This is a genomic window from Dactylosporangium sp. CA-233914 (assembly GCF_050942935.1).
Lineage (GTDB): Bacteria > Actinomycetota > Actinomycetes > Mycobacteriales > Micromonosporaceae > Dactylosporangium.
Genome location: NZ_CP192030.1, coordinates 8,933,889 through 8,950,303, shown reverse-complemented (window position 1 = coordinate 8,950,303; position 16,415 = coordinate 8,933,889). Strand labels below are relative to the sequence as shown.

The 16,415-nt window shown below is 73.1% G+C and carries 15 protein-coding genes and 3 tRNA genes; 5 read left to right on the top strand and 13 right to left on the bottom strand.

What is annotated here, in order from left to right; all coding sequences use genetic code 11:
- Positions 1 to 4 precede the first annotated feature (4 nt).
- The 3 genes from ACQPY0_RS40015 to ACQPY0_RS40005 all read right to left on the bottom strand — a co-directional run bounded on the left by ACQPY0_RS40015 (position 5) and on the right by ACQPY0_RS40005 (position 254).
- Positions 5 to 76, bottom strand: a tRNA-Asp gene (locus ACQPY0_RS40015).
- Between the two features lie 20 nt (positions 77 to 96).
- Positions 97 to 170: transfer RNA gene (locus ACQPY0_RS40010), tRNA-Glu, on the bottom strand.
- Between the two features lie 12 nt (positions 171 to 182).
- Positions 183 to 254, bottom strand: a tRNA-Ala gene (locus ACQPY0_RS40005).
- Between the two features lie 439 nt (positions 255 to 693).
- On the opposite strand from ACQPY0_RS40005, the gene ACQPY0_RS40000 reads away from it, so the two are divergent.
- Both ACQPY0_RS40000 and ACQPY0_RS39995 read left to right on the top strand, forming a co-directional pair.
- Positions 694 to 1,197, top strand: a complete 504-nt coding sequence (locus ACQPY0_RS40000) for a hypothetical protein (RefSeq protein ID WP_432973233.1) — start codon at positions 694 to 696, stop codon at positions 1,195 to 1,197.
- 52 nt (positions 1,198 to 1,249) lie between these two features.
- A complete protein-coding gene (locus ACQPY0_RS39995) occupies positions 1,250 to 2,836 on the top strand; it encodes an LLM class flavin-dependent oxidoreductase (RefSeq protein WP_432973230.1) in 1,587 nt (528 codons plus the stop codon).
- Here ACQPY0_RS39995 and ACQPY0_RS39990 read toward each other — a convergent pair.
- Positions 2,833 to 3,756: an SDR family NAD(P)-dependent oxidoreductase gene (locus tag ACQPY0_RS39990; RefSeq protein WP_432973227.1), complete on the bottom strand. Its 924-nt coding sequence runs from the start codon at positions 3,754 to 3,756 to the stop codon at positions 2,833 to 2,835. The two genes, ACQPY0_RS39995 and ACQPY0_RS39990, sit on opposite strands and share 4 nt — an antisense overlap.
- Before the next feature lie 193 nt (positions 3,757 to 3,949).
- Here ACQPY0_RS39990 and ACQPY0_RS39985 point away from each other — a divergent pair, with 193 nt between their 5' ends.
- Positions 3,950 to 4,519, top strand: a complete 570-nt coding sequence (locus ACQPY0_RS39985; RefSeq protein WP_432973224.1) for a TetR/AcrR family transcriptional regulator — start codon at positions 3,950 to 3,952, stop codon at positions 4,517 to 4,519.
- 270 nt (positions 4,520 to 4,789) lie between these two features.
- On the opposite strand, the gene ACQPY0_RS39980 is transcribed toward ACQPY0_RS39985, so the two are convergent.
- The 9 genes from ACQPY0_RS39980 to ACQPY0_RS39940 form a co-directional block, all read right to left on the bottom strand.
- Positions 4,790 to 5,281, bottom strand: coding sequence for an LURP-one-related/scramblase family protein (locus tag ACQPY0_RS39980; protein ID WP_432973221.1), 492 nt, complete (start codon positions 5,279 to 5,281; stop codon positions 4,790 to 4,792).
- 28 nt (positions 5,282 to 5,309) lie between these two features.
- Positions 5,310 to 6,038, bottom strand: a complete 729-nt coding sequence (locus ACQPY0_RS39975) for a class I SAM-dependent methyltransferase (RefSeq protein ID WP_432973218.1) — start codon at positions 6,036 to 6,038, stop codon at positions 5,310 to 5,312.
- 61 nt (positions 6,039 to 6,099) lie between these two features.
- Complete coding sequence (locus ACQPY0_RS39970; RefSeq protein WP_432973215.1) at positions 6,100 to 8,520, bottom strand: DUF4132 domain-containing protein; 2,421 nt, start codon at positions 8,518 to 8,520, stop codon at positions 6,100 to 6,102.
- A gap of 5 nt (positions 8,521 to 8,525) precedes the next feature.
- Complete coding sequence (locus ACQPY0_RS39965; protein WP_432973212.1) at positions 8,526 to 8,951, bottom strand: hypothetical protein; 426 nt, start codon at positions 8,949 to 8,951, stop codon at positions 8,526 to 8,528.
- A gap of 29 nt (positions 8,952 to 8,980) precedes the next feature.
- Positions 8,981 to 9,679, bottom strand: a complete 699-nt coding sequence (locus tag ACQPY0_RS39960) for an SDR family oxidoreductase (protein ID WP_432973209.1) — start codon at positions 9,677 to 9,679, stop codon at positions 8,981 to 8,983.
- A gap of 307 nt (positions 9,680 to 9,986) precedes the next feature.
- Complete coding sequence (locus tag ACQPY0_RS39955) at positions 9,987 to 10,913, bottom strand: superoxide dismutase (RefSeq protein ID WP_432973206.1); 927 nt, start codon at positions 10,911 to 10,913, stop codon at positions 9,987 to 9,989.
- Between the two features lie 50 nt (positions 10,914 to 10,963).
- Positions 10,964 to 13,018 (bottom strand): methyl-accepting chemotaxis protein, encoded by a 2,055-nt coding sequence (locus ACQPY0_RS39950; RefSeq protein WP_432973203.1) that lies wholly within the window; start codon positions 13,016 to 13,018, stop codon positions 10,964 to 10,966.
- 78 nt (positions 13,019 to 13,096) lie between these two features.
- Positions 13,097 to 13,573: a C40 family peptidase gene (locus tag ACQPY0_RS39945; RefSeq protein WP_432973200.1), complete on the bottom strand. Its 477-nt coding sequence runs from the start codon at positions 13,571 to 13,573 to the stop codon at positions 13,097 to 13,099.
- A 614-nt stretch (positions 13,574 to 14,187) separates the two neighbouring features.
- Complete coding sequence (locus ACQPY0_RS39940; RefSeq protein ID WP_432973197.1) at positions 14,188 to 14,712, bottom strand: hypothetical protein; 525 nt, start codon at positions 14,710 to 14,712, stop codon at positions 14,188 to 14,190.
- Between the two features lie 24 nt (positions 14,713 to 14,736).
- Here ACQPY0_RS39940 and ACQPY0_RS39935 point away from each other — a divergent pair, with 24 nt between their 5' ends.
- Positions 14,737 to 15,564, top strand: coding sequence for a serine hydrolase (locus tag ACQPY0_RS39935; RefSeq protein ID WP_432973194.1), 828 nt, complete (start codon positions 14,737 to 14,739; stop codon positions 15,562 to 15,564).
- A 9-nt stretch (positions 15,565 to 15,573) separates the two neighbouring features.
- Positions 15,574 to 16,401, top strand: coding sequence for a transglutaminase domain-containing protein (locus ACQPY0_RS39930; protein WP_432973191.1), 828 nt, complete (start codon positions 15,574 to 15,576; stop codon positions 16,399 to 16,401).
- Positions 16,402 to 16,415 lie beyond the last annotated feature (14 nt).

Below are 16,415 nucleotides of genomic sequence, written 5' to 3'. Positions count from 1 at the left end.
TGCGCACCGCCGACCGGAATCGAACCGGCGACCTCGACCTCGACAGGGTCTTGCTCTTCCGCTGAGCTACGACGGCATGTCCGTGCTGGTGCTGCGTCGCCCGTCCGGGGGTTGAACCCGGTCTGCCGGAGTGAGAATCCGGAGGTCTACCTGCCGCAACCTCACGGGCGCCCGAAACTGCGTGGACCTGAGCGGATTCGAACCGCTGACCCTCGGTCTGCCAGACCGATGCGCTACCACTGCGCCACAAGCCCATCATTTCTTGTGCCATCCATTGTGAACTTGTCAATGTTCGATCCCACGCGGGGATTGTTTTTCGGGCACGGCGAAATTGCCATTTCCGCCGTCGTGAAATGGTGGTTCGTGGTACGAAAAAGCCGCCCTGTCCCCGGTGCGGGGCGGGCGGCGGAGGCGATGCCAGCGGGCTGCTAGCTTCTCCACCGACCCCGGATGTCATTGCAGTTGAGCAGGGCATAGCCGTTCTCGGCCCCCGCGCCGAGCGACATGAGCCGCATGGCTTCCATCTCGGGGTGCCGCTTCATGGCCATCTCCTTCTCCGTGATTCTGGTCCGTGGGTGCTTCTCGGTGCTGATGAATACACTACGCATTCCCGCGCCCCGGCACAATGCATTTATCGCGCCGGCGTCAATTTCGCCGATAGGCGATGGCGGGCGCAGGCGGTACCTTGCCCTCATGTCGCAGGTGAGCCCCGGTGAGCCACCCGTTTGGCTGCTGGACGTCGACGGGGTCATCAACGCCAAGCGGCCGGGGTGGGGCGCGGTGCCGTTCCAGGGGCGGGCGTACGCGCTCGGTGCCGAGTGGAAGCTGCGCTGGGCGCCGGCGCTGACCGCCCGGATCCTGCGTCTGCACCGCGACGGCTTGGTCGAGGTGCGCTGGTGCTCGACCTGGTGTGCTTGGCCGGGCGAGCTCGACCGGGTGCTGCGCATGCCGGGCCTGGACCGCGCGTTCGGGGAGGTGCCGGACTTCGCGATCGCGAAGCTGGCCGCGGCCCGGGCGGTCCTGCGCGGCGGGCGCCGGCTCGTGTGGACCGACGACACCGAGGTTCCCGAGTCCGGGCCGCTCTACGACGAGCTGACCTGCGGCGGCCGTGCACTGCTGGTCCGGCCCGACGAGCGGCGCGGCCTGCAGCCCGCGCACCTGGATCGGATCGAGGCCTTCCTTCGCGGTACAACATGAGGGTGAGGGCGAGCACTTTGCAAGTGAACGTTCTGCGTGGAATATTATCTGCATGACCGACTATGGCCACGACCTGCGATTCGGGACCTTTCTGCCCGCCGAGGCCGCCGACGCCACCGAGGCGCTGCGGCTCGCGGTGCGCACCGAGGAGCTCGGCCTGGACATGACGAGCCTCCAGGACCACCCGTACCAGGCCCGCTTCCTCGACGCCTGGACGCAGCTGTCGGTGATCGCCGCGCACACCGAGCGCATCTCCGTCTTCCCCAACGTCGCCAACCTGCCGCTGCGCCCGCCGGCCGTGCTCGCCCGGGCCGCGGCCAGCCTCGATCTGCTCACCGGAGGCCGGGTCGAGCTCGGCCTCGGCGCCGGCGGGTTCTGGGACGCCATCGATGGGATGGGCGGCCCCCGGCGCGGCCCGGCCGAGGCGGTCAAGGCCCTGGAGGAGGGGATCGCGGTCATCCGGGCGCTGTGGAGCGAGGAGCGCTCGGCGCGCGTCGACGGGGAGTTCTACCAGCTGCGGGGCGCGCACCCCGGGCCCGGCGCCGCGCACGACATCGGGATCTGGGTCGGCGCGATCAAGCCGAAGATGCTGGCCCTGACCGGGCGGCTCGCCGACGGGTGGCTGCCGAGCTCGCCCTACGTCCCGCCTGCGGTGCTCGCCGAGTCCAACCGGCGCATCGACGAGGCCGCGGTCGCGGCCGGGCGCCGGCCCGAGGACGTGCGGCGGCTGTACAACATCGCCGGGACCTTCCACGGCGACGGCCGCGAGTTCCTGCAGGGGCCGCCGAAGGTGTGGGTGGAGCAGCTCGCCGAGCTGGCCGTCACGGAGGGCATGAGCGCGTTCATCATCATGGTGCAGGCAGGCGGCGACAACGACCTGGAGCGCTTCGCCATGGAGGTGGTCCCGGCGGTCCGCGAGCTGGTCGCGGCGGAGCGGACCCGGCCGGGGCCGGGCGGCATCGAGGCGGAGGAGCCGGAGACGTCCGAGCCTTCGGAACAGATCGTGGTCGCGCCGGCGAAGTCTGGCGATCGGCCTCGCAACGCCACGCTCGCGACCCCGACGCCCGATGACGGGACCCGGCTGTCGAGCGTGCGGCTGTGGAACGAGTCCGAGCGCCCGGCCGGCCCGGACAGCGACCTCGCGGTGCAGTACAGCACCCGGCAGCGCGCATCGGGCCAGCACCTCGTCGACGTGCACAACCACCTGCGCCAGGAGCTGACCCAGCTGCGCGACCTCGTCGACCAGGTGGCGGCCGGGGCGATGGACCTGGGCCGGGCCCGCTCGATGATCAACACGATGGCGATGCGGCAGAACAACTGGACCCTGGGCACCTACTGCGAGAGCTACTGCCGGGTCGTCACCACCCATCACACGATCGAGGACGTGAGCCTGTTCCCGCGCCTGCGGGCGGCCGACCCCCAGCTCGTGCCGGTGGTCGACCGCCTGGAGGCGGAGCACCACGTGATCGCCGACGTGCTGGAGCGGGTCGACCGGGCCCTGGTGGCGATGGTCGCCGAGCCCGAGGGCATCGGCGAGGTGCGGGCAGCGGTCGACCTGCTGACCGACACCCTCCTGTCGCACCTGTCCTACGAGGAGCGCGAGCTGATCGAGCCCCTGAGCCGGCTCAACATCCTCTAAATCCGCGTGCTCTGCCGGGAGATGTCCCAGAGCCGGGCGGCCGCCTCGGGCTCGAGCGCGTACGCGGCGACGCCGGAGCGGGTGCCCGGCCGGTTCGGGGCGGCTTCGGCGCAGTCCTCGTAGTACTTGCCACCGACCCCGTCGGCCAGCGGCGAGCCGGCCAGCAGCGCCGAGGTCGCCGCGCCCTGCTCCGGGGTCTTCCAGCGGATCGGCACCCCGCCGTTGGCGGCGGTCGCGCTGCGCACCAGCTCGTCGACGTCCACGTGCCGCTGCAGGTTGGTGCGGATGCCGCCGGGGTTGAGGGCGTTGACCCGGATCCCGTCGCCGGCCCACCGGCGGTCGGCCTCGACGGCGAAGAGCACGTTAGCCGTCTTCGACTGGCCGTAGGCGAGCCACGGGTCGTACTCCCGGCGCTCAAAATGAATGTCGTCGAAGACGACGGGGGAGCGCAGGTGCGCGGTCGAGCTGACCGCCACCACACGCGCGCCGCCCGCGGCCCGAAGCGCCGGCAGGAGCCGGTTCACGAGCGCGAAGTGACCGAGGTGATTGGTGGCGAACTGCAGCTCCCAGCCCTCGGCCGTGCGACCCGGCGGCGAGGCCATCACGCCCGCGTTGTTGACCAGGATGTGCAGGGGACCCGCCCAGGCCTCGGCGAACTTCTCGACCGAGGCCTGGTCAGCCAGGTCCAGAGCCTGCACGTGTACGGCCTGGTTGCCGGTCGTCGCCGTGACGTCCGCGGCGGTGCGCTCGCCCGCCTCGACGTTGCGCACGGCCAGGGTGACCTCGGCGCCGGCGCCGGCCAGCGCCCGAGCTGTTTCGACGCCGATGCCCGAGGCGCCGCCGGTGACGATCGCGCGCCGGCCGGACAGGTCGACGCCCGCCAGGACCTCGGCCGCGGTGGACTCGAATCCGAAGCTCACTGCTGTACCTCCTGCTCTGAGCCGACCCAGAGGCGAGCGGCCGCCTGCGGGTCGAGGGCGTAGGGCTCCACGCCGGTGCGGGCCGGCCTCGGCGCGGTCCTCCTCGCCGGCGGTAACATCTCAATCGGAGGAGCCTCCAGATGTCCTAACCGTAACCGGAGGTGCCTCCGATTGCCCCACTCTGGAGTGTGACGTGACCCACCCCGCCCGTCCGCTGCGCGCCGACGCCCGCCGCAACCGCGAGCGCCTGCTGGAGGCCGCCCTGAAGGCGTTCTCCGCCGAGCCGGCCGGCGAGGTGTCCCTGGAGCGGTTGGCGCGCGACGCGGGCGTGGGCATCGGGACGCTCTACCGGCACTTCCCGACCCGGGAAGCGCTGATCGAGGAGGTGTACCGCGCGGAGCTCGCCCGCATCTGCGACGCCGCCCCGCGCCTGCTGACCGAGCACCCGCCCGCGGAGGCCCTGCGCACGTGGATGGACGGCTACATCGACTACCTGGCGGCGAAGCGCGGCCTGGCGGAGGCCCTGCAGGCCGTGATCGCGGCCGGCGGCACGCCGTTCGCCCACAGCCGCGACCGACTGGTGGGCGCGGTGACCCAGTTCCTGCGGGCCGGCGCGGGCGCGGGCCTGCGCACTGACGTCGACCCGCTGGACGTGCTGACCGCGCTGAGCGGCATCTCGCTCAGCGCCGGCGCCCCGCAGCAGCGCACCCAGGCCGGCCGCCTCCTGGACCTACTCGTGGACGGCCTGCGCTACGGCGGCTGAGTCGCCCTTGCACGATCGCCATCCATGAGTGGGCCGGAGCCGTGCCGCCTGGACCCCCGCCCGAGCCTCCGGCGAGGGCGAGGGCGAGGGCGAGGACGGCGTGCTCGCGGGCCGACCTGACGTGGATGCCGGACGCCTTCCGGCCGCCGGATCGACGCGGCGCCGTTGCGAGGTTCCGTGCGCCGTGGCCCGTTCCGATCTCCACACGGTACAGCATCCCAAAAAGTTGGATCTATCCTCGCGACGCACTGTGACCCGGCCGTCACGAACTTACCCGTTCTCGTCCTTCTCGCGCTGGATGGCCAGCTCCAGGGCGAGCACGGCGCACAGGATCAGCAGGTGGTTCTCGCCGTCGGCGATGTTGACGGCGTAGCTGTCGCGGATGCTCAGCCAGCGCTTCGACACGCTGGCGACGTCGCGGCCGCCCCGCTCGACCGTGAACTCGTGGTCGAAGAGGTCTCCGGACATCTCCAGGTCGTCCGGGCCCGGCACGTCGATGGTGAACTTCTCGCGGAACGGCGTGAACAGCTTCTTGCGCACGTCGGCCGCCTCCTCGCCGCCGATCTCGATGCGGTACGTCGGCCGCAGCGCGATGAGCTTGCGATACACGGACGCTACCTCGTTGCCGGACGGGTCCTCGATGACGAGCCGGTCCCGCAGGCTCAGCACCTTCCCGTCCACGTGCAGCACCTTGCGCCCATGGTCGTCGGTGACGTCGAAGTCGTCGCCGATGTCGAAGAAGCGCTCCTTGATGACATACATGCCCTCGATTGTCGGCCCGCCCCGCCACTTACGCCCGCCGGGCCAGCGTGAGCGTGGCCCGCAGGTCCAATACCGTCCCGCCGCCGAGGCGCTGCAGGGTCGCCGCGAGCACGCCCAGGGTCCGCTCCTGCTCGGGCGCGCTCTTGGCCCGGAACGGCCCGAAGGTGCGGACCAGCCGCAGGTACGCGTCGGCGTCCAGCGCCAGGTGCCGGCTCGACCGCTCGGCCCGCACGTCCGCCCACAACCCGGACGCGAGCACGTCGTCGTGCGGCTCCGCCCGTGGCTGCGCCGGCCGCGGGTCGACGCTGGCGAAGGCCTCGTCGAACGCCCGCTCGTGGCCGGGGTCGGCGTAGGCGTACCGATGCCCGAAGATCGCCAGCGTGCCGCCGGGCCGCAGCGCGTCGAACGCGAGCCGGTTGCGCCGTCCGGGGTTCAGCCAGTGCCAGGCCAGCGCGCACCCGAGCACGTCGGCCGGGCCGGCCCCGCCGTCCTCGAACCGCCGCACCAGCACGGCCACGTCCGGGAACCGCGCCCGCAGGAGCGCGGCCATGCGCTCGTCGGGCTCGATGCAGGTCAGCCGGCCACCGAGGGCCCGCAGCACCTCGGTGCCCTTCCCGGTGCCGGCCCCGACCTCCACGACGTCCGCGGGTGCCGAGCCGTGGTATCGGGCGATCGCGCCGGCCAGCTCCGGCGAGTAACCCGGCCGGACCTCGTCGTAGACCTCGGCCACCTCACCGAAGCGGATGCCATCGCTCACCGCCCGATGATAGAAACTCCGAGCCGCATGAGCCGCCTCGGCAGTCGCACCGCAATCCAGACTACTGCGGCACTCGCGGAAGCTGGGAGAGGATCGACTCGTCGGTGATGGATTCGTCCTCGGACAGGAGCAGGATCTTGCTCAGCACGACGCTCGTCATCGGGTCCTCGTCGGCGAACGGGAGGAACAGCCGCGTGTGGGGTTTCGTGCCGAAGGCCGCCGGGACCACGCACAGGTGGCCTGCCGGGTCCAAGTGGATGCTGCCGCTGTTGAGGTGGACCTGGTACGTGGCCCGGGAACCGCGCACCACCGCCGTCGTCCCCTCGATCGTGACCCGGGTCAGGTTCAGGTCGCGGATCAGGGCCGCCAGCAGCTGGGCCCGGCTCTGCGCGGCCAGGGGAGAGGCGTAGGCGTCGGGATCGGTGCCGGCCACCGAGACTACCAGGTCCAGGTCGCGCATCACCTCCGAGAAGGCAACGGGATCCACGGACTCCAGCGGTACCGCCGTGGCGCCGTCCAACATGGACAGTTCGCCCAGGACCACGTCGTCCAGGCCGAAGTAGCCGTGGAACTCGCAGCGCAGGGCCGCCGTCAGGCCGCCCGGGACCGGCCTCGTGGCCGGATGCTCGTCGTGCTCGTGCCCCACCCGCCAGCCTCGCGCGGACAGGAGTTGGCCGGCCACCTTGCCGTTCACCCGGTGGTTCGCGAAGCGCGTCGAGTGGTCGCGGGTTTCGCGTTCGGCCGGCGTGAGCAGGTACAGCTCCCGGAACGCCTGCCGAACCGGCTGCTTGACGCGACTCGCCACGATCTGTGACTGCCAGTGGGAGAGGGTGCCGCGCTCGTACAGATGCCAGGGGTGCACGGCCGTCAGCGGGTGGCCGGTGTCCACATCGGACAGGAGGCCGATGGTGCCGGCCGCGTCCAGCCACAGCAGCGACGGCAGCATCGCCGCGCCCGCCGGGAGGCGACGCAGGCGCTCCAGCTCGTCCGGGGTCACCGTGCCGGCCGTGGCGACCAGGCGCTCCAGCAGGCCGGTGCGCATGCGGCGGGCCTGGTCGCGGAGGCGGTCCTGGTGCTCGCGCAGCGCCGGATAGCCGGGGTGTTTGCGGATCTCCTGCGGCACCGAACGCAGGCGCTTGCCGGCCCTGTCGACCTCGATGGCCGCGTCGGTGCCGTCGGCGTGCACGGTGGCCGTGTAGTCGCCGTGGTGCAGCACCGCCGGGGTCTGGGCGATCTCGGCCTCGCAGTGCCACTCCAGCCGCGCCGCGTCCGGGAAGCCGGCCACCTGCGCCAGGTGCACGAGGGCCAGGTCGACGGCGGCGGCGTGGGAGTGGCGGCGGTTCGGGCCGAGCTTCGGGCCGCGCTTGGCGACCTCCCGCAGGAAGGTGTACCGCGACAGCGCCGTCTCGCCCGGTTCCAGCGGCAGCAGACCGTACGCCGCGATGCCCTCCAGGGCGTTGTGCCTGACCCGCTTCTCGACCGCCCCGCGGTTGCGACCGAGCGCGGCCTCGACCGCCTCGCTCGGGCACAGCCCCAGGATCCGGGTCGTGTCCTGCTCGCCGGCCTCGGCCGCCGCCGCCTGGATCTCGGCGAGGTCGTACGGTTCGGTGCCGTCGCGGCACAGGAGGTACAACTTCAGGCCTTGCGTGAGGCCGCGCACCGGCAGCAGCGCGTCGGCGTCGCCCGCCAGGCTCCGCAGCTCGAACGCGCGCTCGACGTCGGTCGGCGGGCGGGTCGCCAGCCACTCGACCAGCTCGGCGCGCTCGGCGTCGGTGAGGTCGGCGGTGCCGAGGACGTCGGCGTGCGGCGGGTTGCCGACGATGGCGCGGCGTACGAACCTCAGGCCGCGCGGGCGCAGGTGCTTCGGCGTCGCGCCGCGCCAGAACAGCTCGTCGGCGACGTCCCGCACGAATGGGCGGCACGCGGCCTGCGCGTCCTCCAGGGCCTTCCACAGGTGCGGATACGCGGCGAACGTGCGCTCCACAGTGGACTCATCCAGCTCGCCCAGCGCCTGCAGCGCGTCGAGGGCGCGGGCGACGGCGGGCGGGCGCGGCGCGCCGAAGCGGCCCAGCAGCAGCAGGTGCAGCAGCCGCGCGTCGCCGCGCTCGATCGCCGCGTCGACCAGGGGTTCGGGGCGGAACCAGCGCTCCCCGACGAGCATCGCCAGGCGTTCCGCGCGGCTTCTCGTCGGCCACGGTACGTCGAGCAGCCCCGCCGCGTCCCGCCGGTCGAGGACCGGGAACGCCCGGTCGAACGCGGCGTCGAGCGCGGTCACGACGTCGGCGATGTTGCCCCGCAGGTGGCCGCCGCTGCGGGGGATCTCCTCGCCGGACTCGATCCGGGCACGCACCTCGTCGGCGAGCGCCGTCAGCGCGTCCCGGTCGCCCGCCGCGGCCAGCTCCCCGGCCCGCCGCGCCAGCTCCCACAGCGCCGCGCGCTCCTCGGCGACGATCTCGCGGTACACCTGCGGAATCTCGACCATCACCGTCACCCGCCCACGAGCGGCACGAGGCGCAGGAACAGGATCGGCTCGCCGGCGCCGACCTCGACGCGCTCGTCGAGGCGCTCCAGGCGGCGGCCACCGGCGAACACCACGAACGCGCCCCGCTCGAACGCGCGCCGCGCCCGCTCCGCCTCGGCGGCGGCGTCGGGCGCGGCCCGTCCGGCGGCGGGCGGCGCGGGCAGGCGCACGACACCGGTGGGCGCCTGGGCCGCGACGTCCTCGGGGGTGAGGTACTGCCGGTCGAGCACCCGCCGCCCGCGCGCCCGATCCTCGGCGAGCAGCCGCACCTGCTCCGCGACCGCCCGGTCGATCAGCTGCGCGACCGTCGTCGCCGCGTCGGCCTCGACGCGGGCGACCGGCATCTCGTCCCGGTCGCGCCCCGGCACCCGGCTGCGCACCTCGACCAGCATCGGCGCTCACCTCCCCGCCGGGCATCCTGTCATGCCAGCTGCGGATAGACCGTCCTGAGGTCGGCCGCGAGGCCCGCCTTCGCGTAGGTCGCCGCGTCGTCGACGAGGATCTCCAGGTCGCCGCGCTCGATGCCGTCCGCGACCGCGCTGGCCACGAACGCGGGCTCCAGCTTCGGCACGTCCCACTGGCGCATCATGTCGGTGTCGGCCGCACCGAGGTGCACGGCGGTGACGACGGTGCCCTGCGTGGCGAGTTCCAGGCGCACGCCGTTGGTGAGGCTCCACTCGGCGGCCTTGGCGGCGCTGTACGACGTGGCGTTGAGGTACGTCACCCAGGACAGTGCCGAGAGCAGGTTGACGATCGCGCCGCCGCCGTTGCCCTTGAGGATCGGCGCGAACGCCCGGACCATCCGCAGCGTGCCGAAGTAGTGGGTCTCCATCTCCAGCCGGATGTCGTCGAGCCCGCCGTCGACGAGGTTCGCGAACGTGGCCAGGCCGGCGTTGTTGACCAGCAGCGTCACGTCGCCCGCGGCGGCCGCCGCCGCGTCCACCTGCTGCTGGTCGGTGACGTCCAGGCGCAGGACCGTGGCGCCGGGGATGTCGACGGCGCCGGGGTCGCGCGCCCCCGCGTAGACCTTGGCCCCGCGTCCGGCCAGCTCGCGCGCGATGTACAGGCCGAGCCCGCGGCCGGCTCCGGTGACGAGCGCGACGGCGCCGTTCAGCTCCATTTGGTTACCCTCCTGAGATGTTGCGGTCACGCTAAGGCAGCCTGTCCGGCGCGTCTTCCGCCGTCCGTCCGGAAGCGCCCACCCGTTCCGACGCTCGGTGAACCGGCGTTCCGGGACAATCGGATATGTCCGCGCAATGGCCCGCCACCCGCGTCCGATGCGGCTTCGCGCGACAAGTCGGGCGGCTTCTCGCACGGCGGCCCGCCGCGACGCCCGGCCTCGGCGATCTCCTTGGGCAGGTGCAGCGGCAGCGAGACGCCGCCGGCCGCGGGCGGAAACCGGCCCGCGGACGGCGGCGTCGAGCTGCTCAGAAGGCGTTGACGGCGACCGCGGTGTAGGCCGTGTCCGCGGCCGGTGGCGTGGTGAAGCGGGCGTTGGGCAGGTACAGCCGGTGTCCGAACTGCGCGATCGTCGTCGGCACGTCGAAGCGCGGATCGGTGCGTTCGGCGCGCACGGAGCCCGAGGTGCCGGCCTTGGACAGCTGCACGGCCACCACCTTGTTGTCGCGGTTCTGCACCACGTAGAGCGTGCGGCCCGACAGCCACAGCCCGTCACCATTGACGAACGTGCGCTCGCCGGTGTCGACGCGCTTCGTGGCGCCCGTGCGCGGGTCGATGCGGAACAGCAACCCGGTGTTGGACTGCACCGCGATCAGCGCCCGGCCGTCGGGCGTGGCGGCGATGCCGTTGAGGTTGTTGACGCCGGGGGTGAGGACGAAGTCGCCGGTGAGGGGCAGCTTCGTGGACGAGTCCGGCAGCTTGCCGTGCCGGCCGGTCGTCACCTTGTACAGCACCGCCTGGCGCGAGTCGGTGAAGTACGCGGTGTCGTCCAGCAGCACGACGTCGTTGACGAACGTGGTGTCGGTGGTGAACTTGTAGGAGGCCAGCACGGCGCCCGTGCGCGTGTCGACCACGCGCGCGTCGCCGCCGCCACCGCCCGCGACGAACAGGCGGCCCCGGGCGTCGATCTTCATGCCCAGGGAGGCGGTGCCGGCCGGCGGGCTGAGCTGCGCGCCGGCGCCGCTGACGAGGTTGACCCGGTAGATGCGCCCGTCGGCGCGGGAGCCGAAGTACGCGAACGCGCCCGGGCCGATCGCGATGCCCTCGGGCTGGAAGCCGTCGGGCAGGTCGAGGGTCGTCGGCAGCGGGCGGCCCGCCCCCGAGGCGTTGGCCTGGGCCGGTCCGGCCAGCAAGGCGGCCGTGATCGCGGCGGTGATGGTCAGGATGACGGTCACGCGTCGATATACGGTCATGTGCGGGAGTACCCCCGGCTCGCTCGGACGGTTCAGGCCGCCGCGTCGACGAAGCGCCGGATGCGCTCGACCACGTCCGGCGGCGGGGCGAGGAACTGCAGGCCAACCTCGCTCTGGGCGCCCTGCCGCACGCAGTGCATGACCCGGGCGTGGGCCCGCACCGGGGCGCCGTCGAGGGCCAGCTCGACCGTGACGGTGTCGCCGGAGCGCACGGGTACCTCAGCCGCCGTCTCGCACCGCAGGCCGCCGATGCTCAGGTCCACGAGCTGGCCCGACACCGTCTCGGTGCCGCCGTCGACGCCGAAGCGGACCGACCCGCTCGCGGCGATGCGCTCGGCGTGGCGGCGCTCGAGGCGCTCGGCCAGGGCCGACATGCCGTCGATGCGCTCGCGGGTCTCGTTGACCCGGCCGGTGAGACGCTCGACGGTGGCGTGCTGGTCCTGGGCGACATTGTGCAGTACCGCCGTCGCCTCCCCGATCCCGTTCACCCCCGTGACCATCGCGCGGATCGTGTCGGTCATCCGCGCCGCCGTGCGCTCCAGCTCCGTGATGGTCGCGGCGATGCGCTCCGTGGACTCGGCGGTGCTGCCGGCCAGGTCCTTGACCTCGTTGGCGACGACCGTGAAGCCCCGCCCGGCTTCCCCGGCCCGGGCCGCCTCGATCGTCGCGTTGAGCGCCAGCAGCCGGGTCTGCGCCGCGATGCCGGCGATGAGCTGGGTGGTGCCGTCGACGTGGCGCAGGCTCTCGCCGAGCGCGGCGACGACCCGCTCGGCCTCCCCGGCCCGCTCGATCACCGACGCGGTGGCCCGGTCTGCTGCGGTGACCCGCTCCTCGATGGTGCGGGCGGCCGCGCGGACCTCGTCGACCTGCGCCACGACGTCGACGAGCTCGGCCGAGATCGCCCCGACCGACTCGTCCACGACGCCCTGCGCCCGCTCGCGCAGCTGCCGCTGCCCCTCGCGCTGCTGCTCGTAGCTCGCGCGCAGCTGCTCCTCGCGCACCTGCTGGACCTCGCGCAGCTGCTCGTCCTGCTCGGCCAGCCGCTGCCGCGAGCGCTCCAGGGCCCGGCCGATGTCGCCGAGCTCGTCCTGGCCCGCGGGGACCTCGCGGGCCGACAGGTCACCCTCGGCGGTCGCGGTGACCGCGGCGACGGCGAGCCTGACGTCGTGGCGGGTCCGCCACCACACGGAGGCCGCGAACCAGATCGCGGCGATCGCGGTGACGGCGGTGACGGTGAGGTTGACGGTACGGTTGCGCGCCAGGTGGTCGTACCGCGTGCTCAGCAGCCGCCGCAGCGCCGCCGTCGCCGGCCCGATCGCCGCGTGCACCCGGGCGGCGGCCGTGCTCGCGTCGGCCGGGCCGGGGGAGGACAGCCCGGTGGCCAGCGTGGCGGAGAGCGCGGCGAGGGCGTCCGCGGCGGCGTCGAGCGGGCCCAGGTCCGCGGTGAGGCCGCCGTCCGCGGTGTGGGCGGTGGCGGTTTTCGTATCCGTACGAAGCGTGCTGGCCGCCCCGTCCAGCGCGCCCGCGGCGACGGCCTGCGCGGCGACCCGGTCCGTGAGGGGTCTGGTGGCGTCGGGGGCGGCCGCCTCCGATGCGGCCGCCAGCGCCCTGGGCAGCTCGACGACGAGCGCGTCCATGACGTAGAAGCTGTCGAGGTCCGGATCGAGGATGAGGCCCGAGTTGTCGCCGATGCGGGTGACCAGGTCCGCCAGGGCCGACGCGGCCGCGGGGCCACCGGCGGCGGGGACCGCCGCGATCCGGTCGTCGAGGCCGAGCCAGGGGTGCTCGCCGGCCTTGGCCCGCAGGTCCGTCAGGTCCGGCGTCCTGCCCGCGGCGATGTCGGTCAGCGCGGTCAGCGCCGGGAGCACGACCGCGCTGCCGTCGCGCTCCTTGGAGATGAAGTCGAGCTGGCCGCTGACCGAGGTGCTGTACGCGTACGTCGTGCCGAGGCCGGGCACCAGCAGTACGACCATGAGAACCGCCAGCCGGGTGCTGGTGCGGACCCGGTCCGACAGCCACAGGACCGGTACCAGGAACGTGGGCCGGCCGCGGCGGGCACTGGCGCGAGTCGCGCCGGAACTGCTCATGCCGGGCTGATCGGCCCGGGCGGGCACGCGGATGAGACAAATGCCCCGCCCGGACCGTCGCTGTTACAAGAGGCGTCGTTACAGGAAGCGGTACGCCGTGCCGCCACGCACCGGCGCGACGCGGACGCCCGCCGACGGGTTGGCCGCTTCGACCATCTTGCCGTTGCCGATGTAGATGGCCACGTGGCCCGGCAGGTGGATGACGTCGCCCGGCATCCACTGCCCGGAGGGCACCTGGCGGCCACGGGCGGCGATCTGCTCGCTCTGGTGCGGCAGCTTGATGCCGACCCGGGCGTAGGCGGCCATCACCAGGCCGCTGCAGTCGTAGGCCTCGGGGCCCGCCTTGGCGTACACGTACGGCTTCCCGACCTGCGCGAGCGCGAAGTTCACCACCGTGCCCGCGGCCCCGGACGGGGGAGCGACGGACGTCGTCGTGCTCTTCTTCGTGGTGCTCTTGCTCGGTGACTTCGTGGTGTTCTTGCTCGGCGACTTCGTGGTCGTCCTGGTCGTCGTCTTGTTCTGCGTGGTCTTCTTCTGGGTCGTCTTGACCGGCACCGGCGCGGGCGGGGCCGGGGGGACCGCCGCGTCGCGCTGGGAGGCGGCGAGGACCGTCAGGTGCTCGCGATGGGCCTTGTCGATGCGCTCGTAGGCGGCGAGCAGGGTCTCCTGCTCGGCGAGCGTCGGGGCCGGGGAGCCGGACGCGCCGGTCCCGGCGGTTGCGGCGGACCCGGCGGTCTGGGCGGAGTCCGTTCGAGCGGGTGGTTGGGCCGCGGCGGCGGAGGGGCCGAGCCAGACGGCGGAAAGGGCTAGGGCAGCGGTACCCGCCGCAATGCGGTGCAGCGGCTGTCGTGCGTTCAGGTCGGCTCCATGGTCGGCCCGGTGCTCTCACGCGTGTCTCGGGCGGGAGCGCCGCGCGTGGTGGCCGGCGCTGACCCGAAGTACCGGGCGGAAAGGGATGGATCGATAGCCCGACCCCCAAGGGGGCCGTCGGCGACGCTAAGCCAGGAACACGACGGTTGCGGAAGGTCGTGACGTTCCTCACCGGCTATCTCACCCGCTGTTGTCCGGGTTTCGGGATACTTGTCCGTACCGACCGGACAACCTTTTCCGGCCGTTAGGACGTCCGGATCGCGCATTCGACGGCTGCGCGTTTTGGGCGATTTATTGGCTTACTCCGGATCCGGGGTGAGCGCCATGGGTTCGGGTCTGTACTCGCCCACCGCCTCGGTGTGCGCCGGCGCGGGCCGATCCGTGTTCGCCGCGTGCGAATGCACCCGCGAACCCGACGACCCGCGGCGCGAGATCACCGCGAACGCGACCAGGCGGACCGGGGACGGCGGCGGGGCCAGGCGCCCCGCACCCCAGCGGACCCACAGCGCGACCCGCCCCGCCGCGGCCTCCGCGACCAGCTTGTCCAGCGTGCGGCGCCGGTCGGCGTGGTCCACCTCGACGACGACGGGGGCGGCACCGCCGGGCCGGGCGATGCCGACGTCGACGACGGAGAACTGCTTGTCGTACGGCGGCGGCAGCGGCACCACGCTCGCGGCCCGGCGGTACGCGCGCCACCCCTGGGCGACCGCCCACTCCACGGTGGCGGCGACGAGCAACTCGGTGACCTCGTCGGTGCCGCGATCGGCGAACGTGAGCCGGCCCAGGTGCGCGCCCAGGGATGCGGCAACCCGCTCACCATCCATGCCGAGCACCCTAGACTGCCCCTGGTGAGCGCGAAGCTGCCGCCCGTCACGCGCCTGCGCCGGGCCTACGCACGGGCGACCCGCCGCGCGGGCGGCGACTGGGCGGCGCTGGTCACCCTGGACGGGCGCGTCGCGGTCGACGACCGCGCGGACCGCAAGCTCAAGGCGTACAGCATCCAGAAAATGGCGATCGCGGCCGCCCTGCTGGCCAAGGTCGACCGGGGCGGTCTCGGTCTCGGCCAGAAGATCCGGCTCGGCCCGGCCGACGTGCTGGGCGGCAGCGGCCTGTATCACCTGCAGCCCGTCCACGGCGACGACCTCACCGTCGCCGGGGTCCTCACCGCCCTGCTGACGTTGTCGGACAACACCGCCGTGCGCCTGTGCGGCCGGCTCGTGCCCGGCCCGGAGATCAACGACGTCCTGTCCGGCCTCGGCCTGACCCACACGCGCGTCGAGCCCACGGCCGACCCGGCGCGGTTCTTCCTGGGCGACACGACCCCGCGGGAGACCCACGACCTGCTGGCCCGCCTGACGGCGGGCACCCTCCTGGCCAGGGAAACCACCGCGTTCCTGCTGGGCGCGTTACGCTCCGCGGCGGGTTATCACGATGGCGTACGCCACGAGCTCCCCGGCCCCGGCCGCGCCCGCGTCGCCACGAAGCACGGCGCCGACCGCGACGAGCGCGGAGCGGCCCGCCACGAGGCCGGCGTGATCTTCACCGCCGACGACCGCCCGGCCCTGATCTACGCACTCTTCGCCGACGCCCTCGGCACCGCCGCGGATTACGGCCCCACCCACCCCGCCGTCGCCGCCCACGCCGACTTGGGGCGGGTCATGCTCGAATGTTGCTAGGTTCGATGGATGACGCAGCGGTACCGCGAGCAGTCGCGCTTCAGCGACCCCGGCCGGTTCGGTGAGCTCCTCGACGAGCTGCCGGAGGACCTTGCGGAGTTGATGGCGGTGGTGCGCAACGTGGTCGTGCACTACCGGGCCGCCGGCATCGCGTTCACCGGGCCCCGGCTGGCCGAGATCGACTCCCGCTGGGTCGCGAAGATGCTGGAGCTGGACCAGCAGCGCTTCCCCGGCCCGCTGCGTGAACCCCGCCCCGAGGCGGAGCGGGTGGTCGGCTGCTGCCGGGACTTCGCGCTGCTCACGATCGCCGCGCTGCGCCGCCGCGGGGTGCCGGCCCGCAGCCGGGTCGGGTTCTCGCCGTACTTCGCCGAGGACTGGAACTACGATCACGTCGTCGCCGAGTACTGGAACGGCCGCCGCTGGGTGCTCGCCGACCCGCAGCTCGACCCGGCGGCCTACCCGTTCGACACCGCCGACGTGCCCCTGTTCATCACCGCCGCCCAGGCCTGGACCGCGCACCGGCGCGGCCTGATCGACGCCGACCGTTACGGTGTCGACCCGGCCCTGCCGTTCCGCGGCCACCAGTTCCTGCTGGACAACGTCCTGCTGGAGGTCGCCCACCGCCAAGGCGACGAGGCCCTGCTGTGGGACCAGTGGGGCGCCATCACCGACCGCACCGCCGACGAGCTCGCCGAGCTGCTGCTCTTCGCCGACCGCGGCGACACCGACGCCGAGCGGTCGCTGGCCAAGCGCTACGCGAGCGACCCGTCGCTGCACCTGACCAACCGTGTCCACTGCGCGTCCCCGAGCGGCTTCGACGGCTGGGTCTCGATCTAGTGCGCTGACCAGGC

Excerpts from the sequence above, each read along its gene's own strand:
- ACQPY0_RS40000 (WP_432973233.1), top strand. The coding sequence starts at position 694 with ATGTCGCAGGTGAGCCCCGGTGAGCCACCCGTTTGGCTGCTGGACGTC.
- ACQPY0_RS39995 (WP_432973230.1), top strand. The coding sequence starts at position 1,250 with ATGACCGACTATGGCCACGACCTGCGATTCGGGACCTTTCTGCCCGCC.
- ACQPY0_RS39980 (WP_432973221.1), bottom strand. The coding sequence starts at position 5,281 with ATGTATGTCATCAAGGAGCGCTTCTTCGACATCGGCGACGACTTCGAC.
- ACQPY0_RS39970 (WP_432973215.1), bottom strand. The coding sequence starts at position 8,520 with ATGGTCGAGATTCCGCAGGTGTACCGCGAGATCGTCGCCGAGGAGCGC.
- ACQPY0_RS39965 (WP_432973212.1), bottom strand. The coding sequence starts at position 8,951 with ATGCTGGTCGAGGTGCGCAGCCGGGTGCCGGGGCGCGACCGGGACGAG.
- ACQPY0_RS39960 (WP_432973209.1), bottom strand. The coding sequence starts at position 9,679 with ATGGAGCTGAACGGCGCCGTCGCGCTCGTCACCGGAGCCGGCCGCGGG.
- ACQPY0_RS39950 (WP_432973203.1), bottom strand. The coding sequence starts at position 13,018 with ATGAGCAGTTCCGGCGCGACTCGCGCCAGTGCCCGCCGCGGCCGGCCC.
- ACQPY0_RS39940 (WP_432973197.1), bottom strand. The coding sequence starts at position 14,712 with ATGGATGGTGAGCGGGTTGCCGCATCCCTGGGCGCGCACCTGGGCCGG.
- ACQPY0_RS39930 (WP_432973191.1), top strand. The coding sequence starts at position 15,574 with ATGACGCAGCGGTACCGCGAGCAGTCGCGCTTCAGCGACCCCGGCCGG.